Below are 14,860 nucleotides of genomic sequence, written 5' to 3'. Positions count from 1 at the left end.
GCTGCGCACTCCAGCGGGAGCAAGCTCCCTCGCCACAACAGAAGCTTATTCACTCGCCAGTTCCAAAAGAATGCGCCCACTGGAGCAGGCTGCCGCCTCATTGCGGTAAGCGAAGTACAACTTGCCGCGCTCCTGATCGAACCGTAGGTGCAGCTCGATCCGGTCATCCGGGCGCACCAGTTGCTGGAACTTCAGCACTTCCATCCCGGCAAATTGCCCCGGCAGGTTGAGCAGTTGCTGGCCCAGGTTCAGCGCCCAATCCACCTGCACCACGCCCGGCAGCACCGGGGTTTGCGGGAAGTGGCCGCTGAAGTAGGCGAGGTCCGGCGGGATCGCCAGTTGCAGGGTCCATTCACCATTGGTTTCGACTTGTTCCAACACTTCCGGCGCTTTCGGCCGGGGCGCCAGCAGCAGGGCTTCGACGTCGGCCTGGGGCAGCTTGCCTTGGGTGTTCAGTGGCAATTGGCGCAGCAGGCGCCAGCGGCGGGGCAGGGCCAGGGCTTCGCAGTGTTGGCTCAAGTGCTGGCGCAGGGTTTGGGTGACGGTGCGCCGGCCCTGGTTGCGCAGGGCGTGCAAACCTTCAGCGCTGAGCACGACGAGAGCACCAAGGGAAGCACGGTTTTCCTGCACCACACCCAGGCGCGTTTCGGCGACCCAGGCATGGTTCATCAGCGCTTGTTCGAGCATTGGCAGGGAAATGCGTTTTTCTTCCAGCTTGACGATGCGGTCCAGGCGGCCCAGCAATTCGAAGCGGCCGTCGGTGTGGATGTTGGCGGCGTCGGCGGTCTGTTCGATATGGCCGGCGGGCAGGTACGGCGAGGCAATGCGCAGCGCCCCTTCGGCGTCCTGGCTCAGTTGCACGTCGGCAAACGGCTGCCACGGTTGTTCGCCCTCGCGCCAGGCGATGCCGCCGGTTTCCGAGCTGCCGAGGATTTCCGTCGGCCATTGCTGCAAGCGTTGGTGCAGGCTGCTGGCGGCTTCAAGGGGCAGGGCGCCGCCGGAGGAGAACACCCGCTTGACCGGCGTGAGCGCCGGCCAGTCGAGGTTGTCGCCCATGCGCTTGAGCAATGCCGGGCTGGCGACCCAGGCGAATTGCGAATGCTCACGGCTGGCGCGCTGCAAGTCTTCGGGGAATGCCAACTGCTGTCGCACAAAGGTACGCCCCGCACACAACGGCCACAGCACCCGGAACAACAAGCCATAGATATGCTGGGTGGCGACGCTGCCAATGATGCAGGCCTCGCCCAGGTCGGCGCCCCACAGGGTTTCCAGCGCCTGGACCTCGTTGGCCATCTGGCGCAGGGTTTTGTCGATGCGCTTGGGCTCGCCGCTGGAGCCGGAGGTGCACAGGCTCAGGCAACTGGCGTCCAGGTCCAGGGCCGCGGCGCCTAATGGCGCTTGATACAGCGCGTCCAAGTCGCCGGCTTCGGTCAGCCAGGCATCGACGGCATCGTCCCAGCGTTGGCGCGTTTGTGGTTGCAGGTCGGCGGGCAACAACACGCTGACGCCGGCGCGCCACGCACCCAGCAGGGCGATCGCCAGCAAGCCGGCATCCTCAAGGTGCAGCGCCAGGCGCTGGATGCCCCGGGCTTGCAACCCGGCGGCCAGGCTCAGGGACTTCTCCCACAGTTGTGGGTGATCCAGGGCAGGTTCGGTGGTGACCAAACGCTGACCTACAGGCTCAAGCAGCAAGTGCTCAAGATTCAACCAATTCATACGCGGCCTCGAACCCTTTGTCGTACCAGCCATTCCACGGCAAACAACAGCCCCATCAGCCCGTAGGCGATCATGCCGTTGTACAACGTCCACCAGCTCAGCGGCGCCCACAGGGTGAGGGCGGCGGCGAGCAGGCCGTTACACAGAAAAAACACACTCCACACCACGGTGACCTTGCGCGTGTACACAACTGCTTTTTCGGGCAGTTGCGGCTCGGTCATGCGGGCCAGGCGCTCGACCATCGGCGGCCCGTATTTCAGGCTCAGGCCGAACAGCGCCAGCATGAACGCGCTGACCAGGCTCGGGTACCAGCGCAGCATCTGCGGGTTGTCGAACCAGGCGAGCAACAGGCAAAAGACGATGATCGCCGCCGCCATCCAGCGGCTGCCCGGGCGCCTGGCGCCGGTCATGGCGCGCAACAGCCACAGGCTGCCCAGCAGCAGGCCAAATTGCCACGGGGCAAAGTGCTCCGTGCCGTAGTACACCGCAAAAGGGTACAGCAGCCCCGCCAGCAACAGGCCAAGGCTGATCAGCCGGCTCATGCGGCCGGTTGAACCAGACGGTACACCGCCTCGACCACGTCGTTCACGGTGCGCACGGCCTTGAACTCTTCGGCAGCGATTTTCTTGCCGGTCTGGCGCTTGATGTGGTCGATCAGGTCCACCGCATCAATGCTGTCGATTTCCAGGTCCTGGTACAGGTTGGCGTCAAGCGTGACGCGTTCAGGTTCCAGTTCAAACAGTTCCACCAGGGCGGCGCGCAAGGTGTTGAAAATATCGTCACGAGTTTGCATGGTACGGTCTCAAGCTGCCTGTCGGGCCGTGACGAACGCCGCGAGGCTGGCCACGTTGGTGAAGTGATTGCGGGTGTCCTTGGCGTCGGCATCGATCTTGATGCCGTACTTTTTCTGGATCGCCAGGCCCAACTCCAGGGCGTCGACTGAATCCAGGCCAAGGCCTTCGCCGAACAGGGTTTGCTCGTCGCCGATGTCGCTTTCGCTGATGTCTTCCAGGCCCAGGGCCTCGATAATCAGCTTTTTTATGTCGTGCTCAAGGCTGTGTGGGTTGCTCATCTTCGGCGAGCTCCTTAATAAAATACTGGTGCAGGTAATCGTTGAGCTTGCGTGAAGCCTGGGGCGCGGGCCCTTGTGCGGCAAACGCCTGTGGTTCTATATCGGCACCTACGCGCAAACTGAAGTGAAAGCGACGATTCGGGATGCGATACCAGGGTTCGGCCTTGGTCAGGGTGGTGGGGCTTACCGTTATCACCACCGGAGTGATGATGCTCGCACCGCGCAGGGCAATGGCGGCGGCGCCGCGATGAAAGGTCGGCGCCTGGCCCGGTGAGGTGCGGGTGCCTTCCGGGAAAATGATCAGGGTCTGGCCGTCCCGCAGGGCATCGGCGGCGGCGTCGAGCATGTCGGCGCTGCCATCGTTGCTGATGTAGCCGGCGTCGCGCACCGGCCCGCGGGTGAACGGGTTTTGCCACAGGCTCTGCTTGACCACGCAGTTGGTCTGGCGCATCTGGGCGATCAGGAACACCACGTCCACCAGCGACGGGTGGTTGGCGATGATCATCTGGCCCGGGCGGCCGAGCTTTTCCGCGCCTTCGACGCTGTAGGTCAGGATGCCCAGGCGATACATCATGCGAATAAACAGCCAGAACAGGCAGCTGATGGTGTGGCGAGCACGCCGTTGATGCTGTTTGGCGTCACCCGGCAGGCAACTGAGCAGCGGGAACACCAGCACGCGCAGGCACAGGCCGCCCAGACCAAACAGGGCGAAGGCGGTGGCAGTGGCGAACAGGCGCCAGTAGTAGGCCTTCCGAGGCTTTTCGGTCAGGACTTGCGTTGCCAGTTCCATACTCGGTTCTTCCAGGCATGTTGGCAGGCGCCCTGTTCGTTCAGCAGGGTGCGCAGCAGGTTCAGGGCGTGGGGCCACTGGGCTTTGGTGGTGGGTTGGACAGCGGCTGTATTCAGTTCCAGTTGCCACTCGTCGCCCGGTGTCAGCAGCAGGCCGAGGGCGTAGGGGAAGGGCACGTCGTCGATCCAGCGCGCGTAGGTCTCTGGCGGCTGCTCTTCGGTAATGATCAGCAACACAGCCGGTGCGCCTTCATTCAGCAGGGCGGCGGCTTCGAGCATGCCGTGTTCCAGGCCGTCGCCGGCAGCGGCGAGGGCGGTCATTTCGCTGGTTTCATTGCGCAGGATCGACCACAGGCCAATCACCGCGTTGTGCACCGACAGGCTGAACTGGGTCGGCGACAGCGGCTCGTCGTTGGCCAGGTCGCTGAGAATGTCGAGGGTGCGCGGCGTTTCGCCGTGACGGGAGACAAACACCAGCGGAAGTTGTTGCAGGCCTTCGGCCAAGGGCCAGCCCACGCTGAAGGCCATGCGCGCCAGGCGGCTCAGGCGTCGGCGCTGCATGGCCGGCAGGAACGACACGTCGGGGGCCGAGTCGCTTCGGGGGAGCACTGTCGGCTGCTGGCACCAGGTGCGCCAGTCGTCCGCGCTTTCGAGCCCGGGAGCCCAGGCACGCCATTGGGCGATGTTGAAATTGATCACTGAGAAGTTATCCCGCCCCTGCGGGCTTCCTTGTGCGGCCATTGGCCCCGAATACCGGGACAGGGTGCAATCGCCGAATGGCGCGCATTATCCCGGTGCTGCGGGGTTCTAGCAAACTTTGGTAAAGAATTGTTCACGACTGATTACAAATTCGCTGGAAAGAATTACGAATTGTCCGTCATGGAAGTGGGGCAGCAGGTGTCAGGCAATTCCTGCTTTGTCGGACAGACGGGAAAATGTTGTGCGAGATAGAGCCTCTGATGCTGTAGTACAGGAACAAACGAGGTAGCTAACCGGCGCTTTTGCGCTCTACACTCGGTCATTCATTGATACACGGAGGTTTTTCCATGCGGCGCGTGGTGTTCAATCAAAAAGGCGGTGTTGGCAAATCCAGCATTGCCTGCAACCTGGCGGCGGTCAGCGCCAGCGAAGGCTATCGAACCCTGTTGGTGGACCTCGATGCCCAAGCCAATTCAACCCAGTACCTCACCGGGCTGACCGGCGACGATATCCCCATGGGAATCGCCGACTTCTTCAAGCAAACCCTGTCTTCCGGGCCGTTTTCGAAGAAGAACCAAGTGGATATCTACGAAACCCCGTTCGACAACCTGCACGTCATCACCGCCACGGCGGAACTGGCGGACTTGCAGCCCAAGCTTGAGGCCAAGCACAAGATCAACAAGCTGCGAAAGCTGCTGGATGAACTGAGCGAAGACTACGACCGGATCTACCTGGATACGCCACCGGCGTTGAACTTCTATGCCGTTTCAGCGCTGATTGCCGCTGATCGTGTGTTGATCCCGTTCGATTGCGACAGTTTCTCCCGGCAGGCGCTGTATGGCCTGCTGGCAGAGATTGAAGAATTGAAGGAAGACCACAACGAAGGGCTGGAAGTGGAAGGGATCGTGGTCAACCAATTCCAGGCCCGGGCGAGCCTGCCGCAGCAGATGCTGGATGAATTGATTGCCGAAGGGTTGCCGGTACTGCCGGTGTACCTGACCAGCTCGGTGCGCATGCGTGAATCGCACCAGGCGAACATGCCGCTGATCCACCTGGACCCACGGCACAAGCTGACACAGCAGTTTGTGGAGTTGCATAACTTGCTGGAAAACGCGTGATCCAGCAGGCGTTTGCCCCCTGTAGGAGCGAGCTTGCTCGCGAAAGACGTCAACGATAACGCGGGCTGCCTGGATGAACGCGGCGCTCTCGGGTTCTTCGCGAGCAAGCTCGCTCCTACAAAGAGCCTGTCGTCTTGCGCCGTTGCCTACAGTTACGCCAGAATCCGCCGGCTTGTGCGTCTGGATGGGCGTCTCTAAGGTTGCTCGGTCGCTGAATTCTCAGTGATCGGGTTTAGTAGCCCGAGTGTTTGTCGTTAAGTGCATAAGCTTCATCTTTCAAACGCTGAGTCTGTGCTTGATGGTAGCTGTGCGTAGGGCGTCTTCGGGCGCGCCGGCTTCGACATTTCCCGGTCTACTAACCTGCGTACAGCTGCCACCCAAATTCGTTTAGTAGCGATCAGATGGCGGCTCCAATCAGGAATGTCGACCATGTTTAAAGCTACTCCAAATCCCCCGTCTTACCTTTTTACAGTCAGCCCCGGCCAAGCCACCGAAACCCTGATCCTCAACTCCTACGAAACCTTCTCCTCAGTCACCACCCTCTTGCTCGACCTTTCCGATGACCTCACCGGCAAGCAGCGCGATGTCGCGTTGGCCATTCATCAATTGAGCGAATTGGGCGTAATGCTGATGGGGCAAGTGATGGACCGGGGTGTCCCGTTACCTCAAACGCCCTGACTGCGCAGCCAGCTCATCAACTGCTGTAACGGAAACGCACCGCTCTGACGCGCCACTTCCCGGCCATTCTTGAACAGGATCAGGCTGGGAATCGAGCGAATCCCCAACTGAGCGGATAACTGCTGATTGGCCTCGCTATCGAGCTTGGCCAATCGGCACTTCCCGGCCAACTGCCCGGCGGCTTGCTCAAACACCGGCGCAAACGACTTGCACGGCCCGCACCATTCGGCCCACACATCCACCAGCAACGGCAGGTCGCCCTTGATCTGGCTGGCGTAATCGCCCTGTTTCAGCTCAAAGGGTTTGCTCAGCAGCACCGGTTGCTTGCAGCGCCCGCACTTCGGCGCATCGCCCAGGCGTTCGTTGGGGATGCGATTGAGACCGTTGCAGTGGGGGCAGGGGATTACTAGAGAGTCGGACATGCTGGGCTCCGTGAAAGTGGCCAATGGGTTCTATTTGGAGCCGCCGTCGGGGTTTATCAAGGAACAACACAAGCCGTCAGCGTGCAATCTTCTTTCGTGCCAGCTGGCAGGCAAACACGTTGCCCACAGCACAACCCCCAATCACCAGCATCAGAGTGAAAAGCAGTGGTGCATTCCATTGAGACCCTAGCCAGGTTAATAATCCTGCCCCGGCCACAGTGATGCATCCGAAAACCGCAGAAGCTTTGGCTTGGTGAGACGCGTCGATATCCAGTGCCCAGCCGGTCGCAAGGGGCAACAAAATACAGAAGGCAATACTGGTTGCTGCTGCAGCTGCCAGGTAAAGGTAGATATCGACATGTAGCCATGCCGCTACCATCAAGAGCGCGGCGAGGCACTGAGAGACCACTCCTGCATTCAGGCGTTGGGCGTCACTGAATCGTGTGACGGCTTTTCCTGAAAAGAAAAAACCTGCCGCCACCAGCGCTGCCCAGCCTGAAAGAGCCATGCCCGTTGCTTGTGGTGAGAGATGAAAAACTCCCTGCAGGGCAAACGCCTTGCTGAGGTTCAACTGTGTGAAGGCGCTCTGTATCAGGAGTGCAAGCAGTAAACCGCAGATGAATTTCGGCCGTCTCCACAGCAGGTATTGGGTTTCGGTTGCAGGCAGTTGGCCTTGTTCGGGCGCCTTGCCGTCATATGTGGCCAGAAGTCCAAAGCAGATTAATAAAAGAAGGCAACCGAGTACGCCAAATACCCATCGCCAACCCCAAACCGAGGCTGCTGCCAGCAGAGTCGGCGGGCTCAGCACTGCAAGGATACTAATCGTACCCAAGAGATAAGCCGTTGTGCTTTGGAAGGTAGTTTGCCCAAGTCGCTGAAGTAGCCAAAGGCGTGAAGAGGTTGCTGCCACCGCGTTGGCGATGAACATGGAAGTAAAGATGATCGATAGCATGAGAGCGCTTGTTGATAACGCCACTGCGACACATAGCAGCGCGATCAGCACCGATGCACCGGCCAGGCTGACGCTGGTTCCCAGTCGGTTGACCAACGGCGTTGAAAACAACTGGCTGAATGCGAAAGCCATCAGGCACAAGCCGAGCATGCCTTGAAAGAATGCCGGAGAAACACTCAAGTCCTGAGCGATTAACGGAGAAAGAGGAACAAGAGCGTCGAAAACAACCGCACTGACCAGCGTCCTGGCCACCACGACCCTAAGGCCTGGGGTCACGGCCTGATGCTCCAGCTCCTCTGTACCACTGCTTACGTATTCACTGCGCGCAGAGTGGCGACAGGCTCATTCGCCTCGGCCCTGGCTTGGCTCCCTTCGAGCCACAGCGCTATTACTTCTTTGTGCTGTGGATATCGCTCAACCAAAAACAGCTCAAGTGGCTTCCATGCCCGCTTTTCCAGCCAGGCATTGACCTGGGAAAGGTCGTGGTGAGGGAAGGACAAGTCCATGTGTAGACGGACAGCGGAATATTTCTCGGGTGTAGCGTGATCGCACACCGATTCCAGGTTTGGAACATCGACGCCCATGACGCACCTCCATTTTATATCTGCTTAGGTTTGTTGCGTGATTGCAACAGGCCAACCCTAGGCCGAAGAGATGTTTAATGATGTCAGGCGCGTCCGGTATTTATTTCTTTATATGTCGCTCGGGTTTAACTCCTACGACGAACAACTAATCTCCAAATGCTTCCCCCAATCCGGCGGCCGCTGAGCGTATTGCTCCATCCCCGGCTGTTCCTCAAACGGTTTGGTCAGCACCTCGTGCAACCGGCGCACTTCACTGTAATCCCCAAGCTCTGCCGCCTGGATGGCGTTCTGCGCCAAATAGTTGCGCAGGATATAAAGCGGATTCACTGCATGCACCCGCTCACGTCGCTGTTCTTCTGTGCCACTGGCTTCCCGCTCGACACGTGCTTTGTACAGGTCGGCCCACTCATCAAACCCCTTGAGGTCGACAAAGTCGTCGCGCAACCGCGCCACGGCCAACGCGGCGGATTCATCCCCCAGCCGGCGGAAGAACAGGGTGTAGTCGACGCCGCTGTTCTGCATCAGTTGCAGCAGGCGCTCTACCAGTTTTTGATCGTCATCTTCGGCGGTAGTGAGGCCCAACCGGCGGCGCATCAGGTCCAGGTAGTGGGCCTGGAACAACGGCAGATACAGCCCCAGCGTTTCCCGCAGCGCCTCGACACTGATAAACGGCGTCAACGCCTGGGCCAGCGCGCTCAGGTTCCACTGCCCGATCGGCACCTGGTTGCTGAAGGAATAGCGCCCTTCATGGTCCGAGTGGTTGCAGATGAACTGCGCGTCGAAATCGTCCAGGAACGCAAACGGTCCGAAGTCGAAGGTGATGCCGAGGATCGACATGTTGTCGGTGTTCATCACTCCGTGGCAGAACCCATAGGCCTGCCACTTGGCGATCAACTCGGCATTACGCTCGACAATTTCTCGGAACATCGCCAGATACGGCTCCGGCTGTTCCATGCATTCGGGGAAGTGCAGGGACAGCACGTGCTCCGCCAATTGCTTTTGCAATTCGGGCTTCTTGGTGTAGTAGAAATATTCAAAATGCCCAAAGCGCACGTGGCTATGGGCCAGGCGCAGCACCATGGCGGCGCGCTCCTGTTTCTCGCGCCATACCGGCGTGGTGGAACCGATAACACACAGTGCACGACTGCTGGGAATGCCCAGTGCATGCAACGCTTCGGACGCCAGAAACTCGCGAATCGACGACCGCAGCACCGCACGCCCATCGCCCATGCGCGAATACGGGGTTTGCCCGGCGCCCTTGAGGTGCAGGTCCCAATGTTCGCCGGCTTCGTTGTAAACCTCGCCCAGCAGCAATCCACGTCCATCACCCAGTTGCGGGTTGTAGGAGCCGAACTGATGCCCGGAATAGATCATCGCGCGCGGCTCGGCCTCGGCCCACAGCTTGTGCCCGCCGAACAGCTCGGCAAATACCGGCGTTTCGGCCACGGCAGGGTCGAGATCCAGCAGCGCCATGGCCGCTTCACTCGCGACCACCAAACGCGGTTCGTCGATGGGTTCGGGCAGCACGTGGGTTGAGAAGCCGTCGCCCAGGCGGGCGAAGCGGTTGTCGAAGGTCAGTTCGTCGAGGGCTTTCAACGGCCATCTCCCAGCAGAATGTCCGACCATTCTGCTGGGGATAGCGCGTTTAGTCGAGTTTGGCGGGCGGCGGCTCGGGCAGGTCCTGGTCCTTGGCGAGCGGCAGGATGGTTCTTTTTTCTTCTTCCACCGGCACCAGTTTGTATTCCTGGCCATGCAGGTTTTTCAGGTAAACCTCCATCTGCCGGAACGAGATGTTGATGTGGTGGTTCTTGAACTCGCGGTTGATGAAGCGGTTGACCTCATCGATCACCGGGTTGCGGTCGCCCAGGTCGCGCACATGCATGCGCAGTTCGTGGTCGAGGGTGCTTTCACCGAAGTTGAGGAAGTACACATGGGGCGCCGGGTCCTTCAGGACGCGCGGGTTTTCGGAGGCGGCCTTGAGCAGCAGTTCCTTCACCAGGTCCAGGTCCGAGCCGTAGTCCACGCCCAGTTTCAGGGTGACCCGAGTGATGGTGTCGGTCAGCGACCAGTTGATCAGTTGCCCGGTGATGAACGTCTTGTTCGGGACAATGATGTCCTTGCGGTCGAAGTCGGTGATGGTGGTGGCGCGGATGCGGATCTTGCTCACCGTGCCCGACAGGTTGCCGATGGTGATGGTGTCGCCGATCCGTACCGGGCGCTCGAACAGGATCATGATGCCGGAGATGAAGTTGGCGAAGATTTCCTGCATCCCGAAGCCCAATCCCACCGAGAGCGCGGCCACCAGCCATTGCAACTTGTCCCAGCTCACGCCGAGGGTCGACAGGGTGGAGACAAAACCCACGCCGGCAATCACGTAGGACAACAAGGTGGTGGTGGCATAGGCGCTGCCTTGGGCCAGGTCCAGCTTGGACAGTACCAACACCTCCAGCAAGCCGGGCAGGTTGCGCGCCAGGGCGAAGGTGATGCCGATGATGATCAAAGCGCCGAGCAAGTCGCCGATGCTGATGGGCACCATGCTGATATTGGCGCCGGTGCCGCTGGTGTATTCGTAAAGGGTGACGTTGTCCAGGTAGGAAAATACCGAGATCAAGTCAGACCACACCCAATACAGCGCGGCGATAAAGCCGCCGAGCAGCGCCAGGCGAATCAGTCGCATCGACTGCTCGTTGACCTGTTCGATGTCCAGGGTCGGTTCTTCGATAACCGCTTCGCCGTCCCCCGCTTCCTTGGCGGCCTGGCGTTTGGCCAGGGCCCGCGCGTAGGCCAGGCGCCGTGCGGCAACCCCCAGGCCACGGACGAAGGTGGCTTCGATCACCAGCCAGAACATCAGCAGGTACAGGGTGTTGATCAACCGGTCGCTGAGCTTGAGGGCGGTGTAGTAGTAGCCAAAGCACACGGCAATAAACAGCGCGACCGGCAGCGCGGTAAACATCAGGCCGACGGCTTTGCGAAACAGCGAGGCTTTTTCGTGGGTCGGGCTATTGAGCAGCAGGCGCCCGAGCAGCCATGCCATCAGTGCGTAGCAGGTCAGTACCACGCCGATGCCCAGTACGTCGTCTGCCAGCGCCGCTGGCTGATGCTCGGCGATGGCCACCACGGCCACCAACGCCAGCACCACCAGCCCGAGCTTGCGTATCCAGCCCTGGAGGAATTCGACCTGGGGTTTTTCCCAACGGAAATGCAGCTCGGCGACGCCGCCGGGCGCGAGGATCCGATAGGCGGTGTAGAACACCAGCCACGCCTGGGCGATCTGCAGCAAGGCTGCGCCGAGGTTGGCGTTTTGCCCGCGGGCATCGATCTGCAACGCATAACCGCACAGCGCCAGGCCCAGGGCCACCGGCATTGCCAGGGCGATATTCACCAGGATCGCCACCGGCGTGTGCCATTGGCTGTCGCGCTTGAAGTGGCCGATGTCCTGGTGGATTTTTTTCAGGCGCTCATACAGGTAGCTACGACGCCACAGCAGCGCGCCGATCAACAGCAGCAGGGGCAGGAACAGCAGCGGGCGCTGGGTCAGGCCGTCATACAGTTCGCTGACGCTGGAAGCCCAAGGCAAGGTGGTGACCTGCTTGCTCAGGTGCGCCGGTACGGTTTCCAGCCATTCGGTGTCCAGCGGCTTGTTGCTGGGAATCCAGAACATTTGCTCGTCGAGGGTTGCCCGCAACGTGCTGGCGGTACTCAGCAGTTGTTTCTGGTTCAGTTGCAGGGTGATGGATTCGTTGAGTAGTGCGCTCAGCTCGCGGCTGAGGCGCTCCAGCAGGTCGCTGCGGGTGATCGCCAGTTCCAGCAGTGTGCGGCGCAGTTGTGGTGTGACCTGGTCGGCCGGTTGGTTGACCAGCAGGTTGTCGACGTAGGTGCTCGGGGTGCTGATCAGTTCGCGCTGTTGATTGACCTCGAACTGGTACAGGCGAATGTTGGCGATGTCATCTGCCAGGTCTCGGTCCACGGTCAGGCGCGGGAGGGCCTGCTTCTGCTTGTAGAGGATCTTGGACAACAGGAGGCTGCCCTTGAGCACGTTGATCTGTTCGTCCAGCGCCGAGTCGCTTTGGGTCACGCTGTCCAGTTGCTGCTTGGTTTGCAGGTTTTTCTGGGTCAGTTCGTTGAGCCGGTCGGTGCTTTTGAGCAGGTAGTCGGACAGTTTCAGGTTGGCGGCGCTTTCCGTGGCGAGCAGGCTGCTGCCACCGGCCTTTTGGGCTTCGATGGACTGCTGGGTCACGGTTTCCTGGGACTGGGCCAGGCGTTTCTGGTTGATCAGGGTTTGCAGGTCCTGGATTTCCTGCTCCAGGCGCGCGGTTTTTTCCAGTACCAGATCGTGTTGGCTGTTGCCCAGGTCTTGCAACTGGCTGTTGCCGGCCAGCTCCTGGCGGCGCAATGGAATCAGCGCATTGAGGGCGGCCAGCTCGGCGTTCAGCTGGTTGCGCTGGTCACCGCTGAGGGCCTTGCCATTGTCTTTGCCGGCCTTGAGGATCGAGTTGATTTGCTGGATGCGCGTCTGGCTGCTGCTGATTTCGGTCTGGGCGCGTTCCGGGCGGGTCTGGGCGGCGATGCTCAGGCTGTTGGCGTCGGCCAGGTCCTTTTGCAGGTCGCCTTGCTGGGTGGTGCGCTGCACCAGCAGTTGTTCAAGTTGCGGCACCGGCAAGGTGGCGTAGCGTTGGGCGACCGGAATCACCTTGGTGGCTTTGAGTCGGGTCAGCTCGCGCTGGTTCTCGGCGCTCTGGCGCGGCGCGTCTTCCAGCTGGCGCTTGAGGTCGACCAGGCGCTGCTGGTAATCCTGCTGGTTGCCGAGGAAGGTGAGGGTCTGCTGCAGGATGCTTTGCAGCGCCTTCATGTCGGCGTCGGGCAGCTTGCGGTCTGGCAGCTTGTCCAGGGTTTGCTGGACGGAGTCGATGCTGGGCGGGTCGGCGGCGTGCACGGTGCCGACGCAGAGAGTCAGGCCCAGCAGGGCAGTAGCGAGAAAAGTGCGCAGGGTTGTCATAGAGACCGGTCGAGCAAGGTGATAAATAGGGGGCGTCCCGACATCGACTGGCGCGCCGTCGCCCCGCAGTTTAGAGGAAGAGTCCGGGGCCCGGGCGACTTCCTTCGGGGAATCTGACGCCGACTTTGCCGATCTTGTTCCCGTCCATGACGGCGACGGTCCAAATGGTGTTGTTCCATTCCACCTGGTCGCCGACCACGGGTGCCCCGCCGACTTTCTGGGTGATGAAGCGACTCAGTGGCATGTCCGGGTCGATGCCCTCGAGCTTGAGCCCGTACAGCGCCGAAACCGCGCCCAGCTGGGCGTCGCCTTCCAGGACGAAGTCACCGAAGAAGCGCAGGTCGAGGCCCCGTTGTGGTGCCTGGCTGAACAGTTTGCCGAGGGCCGGCAAGTTGTGTTCATGGCCGATCACGCAGAGCAAATCGTCGACTTCCAGCACCGTACTACCCGACGGATGGAGCAGTTGCTGGCCACGAAACAGCGCAGCGATCCGTGTGCCTTCGGGCATTTTCAGCTCCCGAAGGGCGGCGCCGATGCACCATTTTTCGGCGCCCAGGCGGTAGACGAACAGCTCCCACTCGCTGGTGACGTGCACTTCCAGGGCCGCCCGGGAGATTGGGGCGGGCTCGGGCGGTACGGTCACTTTCAACAGCTTGGCCACCCATGGCAGGCTCGTGCCTTGCACCAGCAGCGACACCAGCACGATAAAGAACGCCAGGTTGAAGTACAGCTGTGCGTGGGGCAGGCCGGCCATCAGCGGGAACACCGCCAGAATGATCGGGACCGCGCCGCGCAAGCCGACCCAGGCAATAAAGGCTTTCTCTCGACCATGGAAGGCCTTGAACGGCAGCAGGCCGACCATGACCGACAGCGGCCGGGCAAACAGGATCATCCACAGCGCCAGGCCCAGGGCGGGTAGCGCGATGGGCAGCAGATCATGGGGCGTGACCAGCAGGCCCAACACCAGGAACATGCCGATCTGCGCGAGCCAGGCCATGCCGTCGAGCATATGCAAAATGCCATGTCGGCTGCGCACCGGGCGGTTGCCGATCACCAAACCGCACAGGTAAACCGCGAGGAAGCCGCTGCCGTGCAGGGCGTTGGTCAGGGCAAACACGAACAGGCCGCCGGAAATCACAAGGATCGGGTACAGGCCGTTGGCCAGGTTGATCCGGTTGACCATCTGCAGCATCAACCAGCCGCCGCCCAGGCCAATGATGCCGCCGATGCCGAACTCGCGGATCAGGTGGCCCAGCAGGCTCCAGTGCAGGCCGGTCTGGCCGCTGGCAAGCATGTCGATCAGGGTGACGGTAAGGAACACCGCCATCGGGTCGTTGCTGCCGGATTCGATTTCCAGGCTGGCGGTGACCCGTTCGTTCAGGCCCTTGCCGCCCAGCAGCGAGAACACCGCTGCGGCGTCCGTGGAGCCGACGATGGCGCCGATCAGCAGGCCTTGAATGATGTTGAGGTTGAACAGCCAGGCGGCTGCCATGCCGGTGAGTCCGGTGGTGATCAGTACCCCGACCGTCGCCAGGGACAGCGCGGGCCAGAGCGCCACGCGAAAACTCGCCACCCGTGTTCGCAAGCCGCCATCGAGCAGGATCACGGCCAGGGCGAGGTTGCCCACGAGGTAGGCAGTCGGGTAGTTATCGAAGATGATGCCGCCGCCGTCGACGCCGGCGATCATGCCCACGGCCAGGATGATCACCAGGATCGGGATGCCCAGGCGGGACGAAAGAGAACTCACCAGAATGCTCGCACCTACCAGCAACGCGCCGATCAAGAACAGGCTGTTGATGGTCGTCGCATTCAAAGGCAGTACTCCATGAGCGGG

14 protein-coding genes are annotated in these 14,860 nt (G+C 61.0%); 2 read left to right on the top strand and 12 right to left on the bottom strand.

Annotated features, from left to right (window positions below):
• Positions 1-45: 45 nt before the first annotated feature.
• The 6 genes from HBJ59_RS05545 to HBJ59_RS05520 are packed head-to-tail and all read right to left on the bottom strand — an operon-like array spanning position 46 to position 4,276.
• Positions 46-1,716: an acyl-CoA synthetase family protein gene (locus HBJ59_RS05545; protein WP_167662944.1), complete on the bottom strand. Its 1,671-nt coding sequence runs from the start codon at positions 1,714-1,716 to the stop codon at positions 46-48.
• Positions 1,713-2,258 carry a hypothetical protein gene (locus HBJ59_RS05540; protein WP_167662943.1) on the bottom strand — a complete coding sequence of 182 codons (546 nt, stop codon included), beginning with the start codon at positions 2,256-2,258 and terminating at the stop codon, positions 1,713-1,715. Before HBJ59_RS05540 ends, HBJ59_RS05545 begins: the two co-directional genes overlap by 4 nt.
• Positions 2,255-2,509 carry an acyl carrier protein gene (locus HBJ59_RS05535; protein ID WP_104501384.1) on the bottom strand — a complete coding sequence of 85 codons (255 nt, stop codon included), beginning with the start codon at positions 2,507-2,509 and terminating at the stop codon, positions 2,255-2,257. The genes HBJ59_RS05540 and HBJ59_RS05535 overlap by 4 nt, the downstream gene beginning before the upstream one ends.
• A gap of 9 nt (positions 2,510-2,518) precedes the next feature.
• Positions 2,519-2,788: a phosphopantetheine-binding protein gene (locus tag HBJ59_RS05530; RefSeq protein ID WP_076015478.1), complete on the bottom strand. Its 270-nt coding sequence runs from the start codon at positions 2,786-2,788 to the stop codon at positions 2,519-2,521.
• A complete protein-coding gene (locus HBJ59_RS05525) occupies positions 2,766-3,578 on the bottom strand; it encodes a 1-acyl-sn-glycerol-3-phosphate acyltransferase (RefSeq protein WP_076015479.1) in 813 nt (270 codons plus the stop codon). The genes HBJ59_RS05530 and HBJ59_RS05525 overlap by 23 nt, the downstream gene beginning before the upstream one ends.
• The gene (locus HBJ59_RS05520; protein ID WP_167662942.1) at positions 3,554-4,276 is read right to left on the bottom strand and encodes a beta-ketoacyl synthase chain length factor; all 723 of its coding nucleotides are present in this window, start codon (positions 4,274-4,276) and stop codon (positions 3,554-3,556) included. Before HBJ59_RS05520 ends, HBJ59_RS05525 begins: the two co-directional genes overlap by 25 nt.
• A 347-nt stretch (positions 4,277-4,623) precedes the next feature.
• On the opposite strand from HBJ59_RS05520, the gene HBJ59_RS05515 reads away from it, so the two are divergent.
• Both HBJ59_RS05515 and HBJ59_RS05510 read left to right on the top strand, forming a co-directional pair.
• Positions 4,624-5,394 carry a ParA family protein gene (locus HBJ59_RS05515; protein WP_003209397.1) on the top strand — a complete coding sequence of 257 codons (771 nt, stop codon included), beginning with the start codon at positions 4,624-4,626 and terminating at the stop codon, positions 5,392-5,394.
• Between the two features lie 429 nt (positions 5,395-5,823).
• Positions 5,824-6,072, top strand: coding sequence for a DUF6124 family protein (locus tag HBJ59_RS05510; protein ID WP_167662941.1), 249 nt, complete (start codon positions 5,824-5,826; stop codon positions 6,070-6,072).
• Here the strand turns inward: HBJ59_RS05510 and trxC are convergent.
• The 6 genes from trxC to HBJ59_RS05480 form a co-directional block, all read right to left on the bottom strand.
• Positions 6,060-6,494: a thioredoxin TrxC gene (gene trxC / locus HBJ59_RS05505; protein WP_076015482.1), complete on the bottom strand. Its 435-nt coding sequence runs from the start codon at positions 6,492-6,494 to the stop codon at positions 6,060-6,062. The two genes, HBJ59_RS05510 and trxC, sit on opposite strands and share 13 nt — an antisense overlap.
• 76 nt (positions 6,495-6,570) lie before the next feature.
• Complete coding sequence (locus tag HBJ59_RS05500; protein ID WP_167662940.1) at positions 6,571-7,722, bottom strand: MFS transporter; 1,152 nt, start codon at positions 7,720-7,722, stop codon at positions 6,571-6,573.
• A gap of 32 nt (positions 7,723-7,754) precedes the next feature.
• Positions 7,755-8,030, bottom strand: coding sequence for a hypothetical protein (locus tag HBJ59_RS05495; RefSeq protein ID WP_167662939.1), 276 nt, complete (start codon positions 8,028-8,030; stop codon positions 7,755-7,757).
• Between the two features lie 132 nt (positions 8,031-8,162).
• The gene (gene selO / locus HBJ59_RS05490; RefSeq protein WP_167662938.1) at positions 8,163-9,626 is read right to left on the bottom strand and encodes a protein adenylyltransferase SelO; all 1,464 of its coding nucleotides are present in this window, start codon (positions 9,624-9,626) and stop codon (positions 8,163-8,165) included.
• Between the two features lie 49 nt (positions 9,627-9,675).
• Positions 9,676-13,026 (bottom strand): mechanosensitive channel MscK, encoded by a 3,351-nt coding sequence (gene mscK / locus HBJ59_RS05485; RefSeq protein ID WP_076015485.1) that lies wholly within the window; start codon positions 13,024-13,026, stop codon positions 9,676-9,678.
• 70 nt (positions 13,027-13,096) lie between these two features.
• The gene (locus HBJ59_RS05480; protein ID WP_076015486.1) at positions 13,097-14,839 is read right to left on the bottom strand and encodes a potassium/proton antiporter; all 1,743 of its coding nucleotides are present in this window, start codon (positions 14,837-14,839) and stop codon (positions 13,097-13,099) included.
• Between the last annotated feature and the right edge of the window lie 21 nt (positions 14,840-14,860).

The organism is Pseudomonas sp. AN3A02 (assembly GCF_011765255.1).
Classification (GTDB): Bacteria; Pseudomonadota; Gammaproteobacteria; order Pseudomonadales; family Pseudomonadaceae; genus Aquipseudomonas.
Note: the sequence above shows the minus strand (reverse complement) of the source record. Positions and strands in the feature narration are given on the sequence as shown.

Bases quoted from the DNA above. Each gene is read 5' to 3' on its own strand.
- HBJ59_RS05535 (WP_104501384.1), bottom strand. From the start codon at position 2,509: ATGCAAACTCGTGACGATATTTTCAACACCTTGCGCGCCGCCCTGGTG.
- HBJ59_RS05495 (WP_167662939.1), bottom strand. From the start codon at position 8,030: ATGGGCGTCGATGTTCCAAACCTGGAATCGGTGTGCGATCACGCTACA.
- HBJ59_RS05540 (WP_167662943.1), bottom strand. From the start codon at position 2,258: ATGAGCCGGCTGATCAGCCTTGGCCTGTTGCTGGCGGGGCTGCTGTAC.
- HBJ59_RS05515 (WP_003209397.1), top strand. From the start codon at position 4,624: ATGCGGCGCGTGGTGTTCAATCAAAAAGGCGGTGTTGGCAAATCCAGC.
- HBJ59_RS05530 (WP_076015478.1), bottom strand. From the start codon at position 2,788: ATGAGCAACCCACACAGCCTTGAGCACGACATAAAAAAGCTGATTATC.
- HBJ59_RS05525 (WP_076015479.1), bottom strand. From the start codon at position 3,578: ATGGAACTGGCAACGCAAGTCCTGACCGAAAAGCCTCGGAAGGCCTAC.
- HBJ59_RS05545 (WP_167662944.1), bottom strand. From the start codon at position 1,716: ATGAATTGGTTGAATCTTGAGCACTTGCTGCTTGAGCCTGTAGGTCAG.
- mscK (WP_076015485.1), bottom strand. From the start codon at position 13,026: ATGACAACCCTGCGCACTTTTCTCGCTACTGCCCTGCTGGGCCTGACT.
- HBJ59_RS05510 (WP_167662941.1), top strand. From the start codon at position 5,824: ATGTTTAAAGCTACTCCAAATCCCCCGTCTTACCTTTTTACAGTCAGC.
- trxC (WP_076015482.1), bottom strand. From the start codon at position 6,494: ATGTCCGACTCTCTAGTAATCCCCTGCCCCCACTGCAACGGTCTCAAT.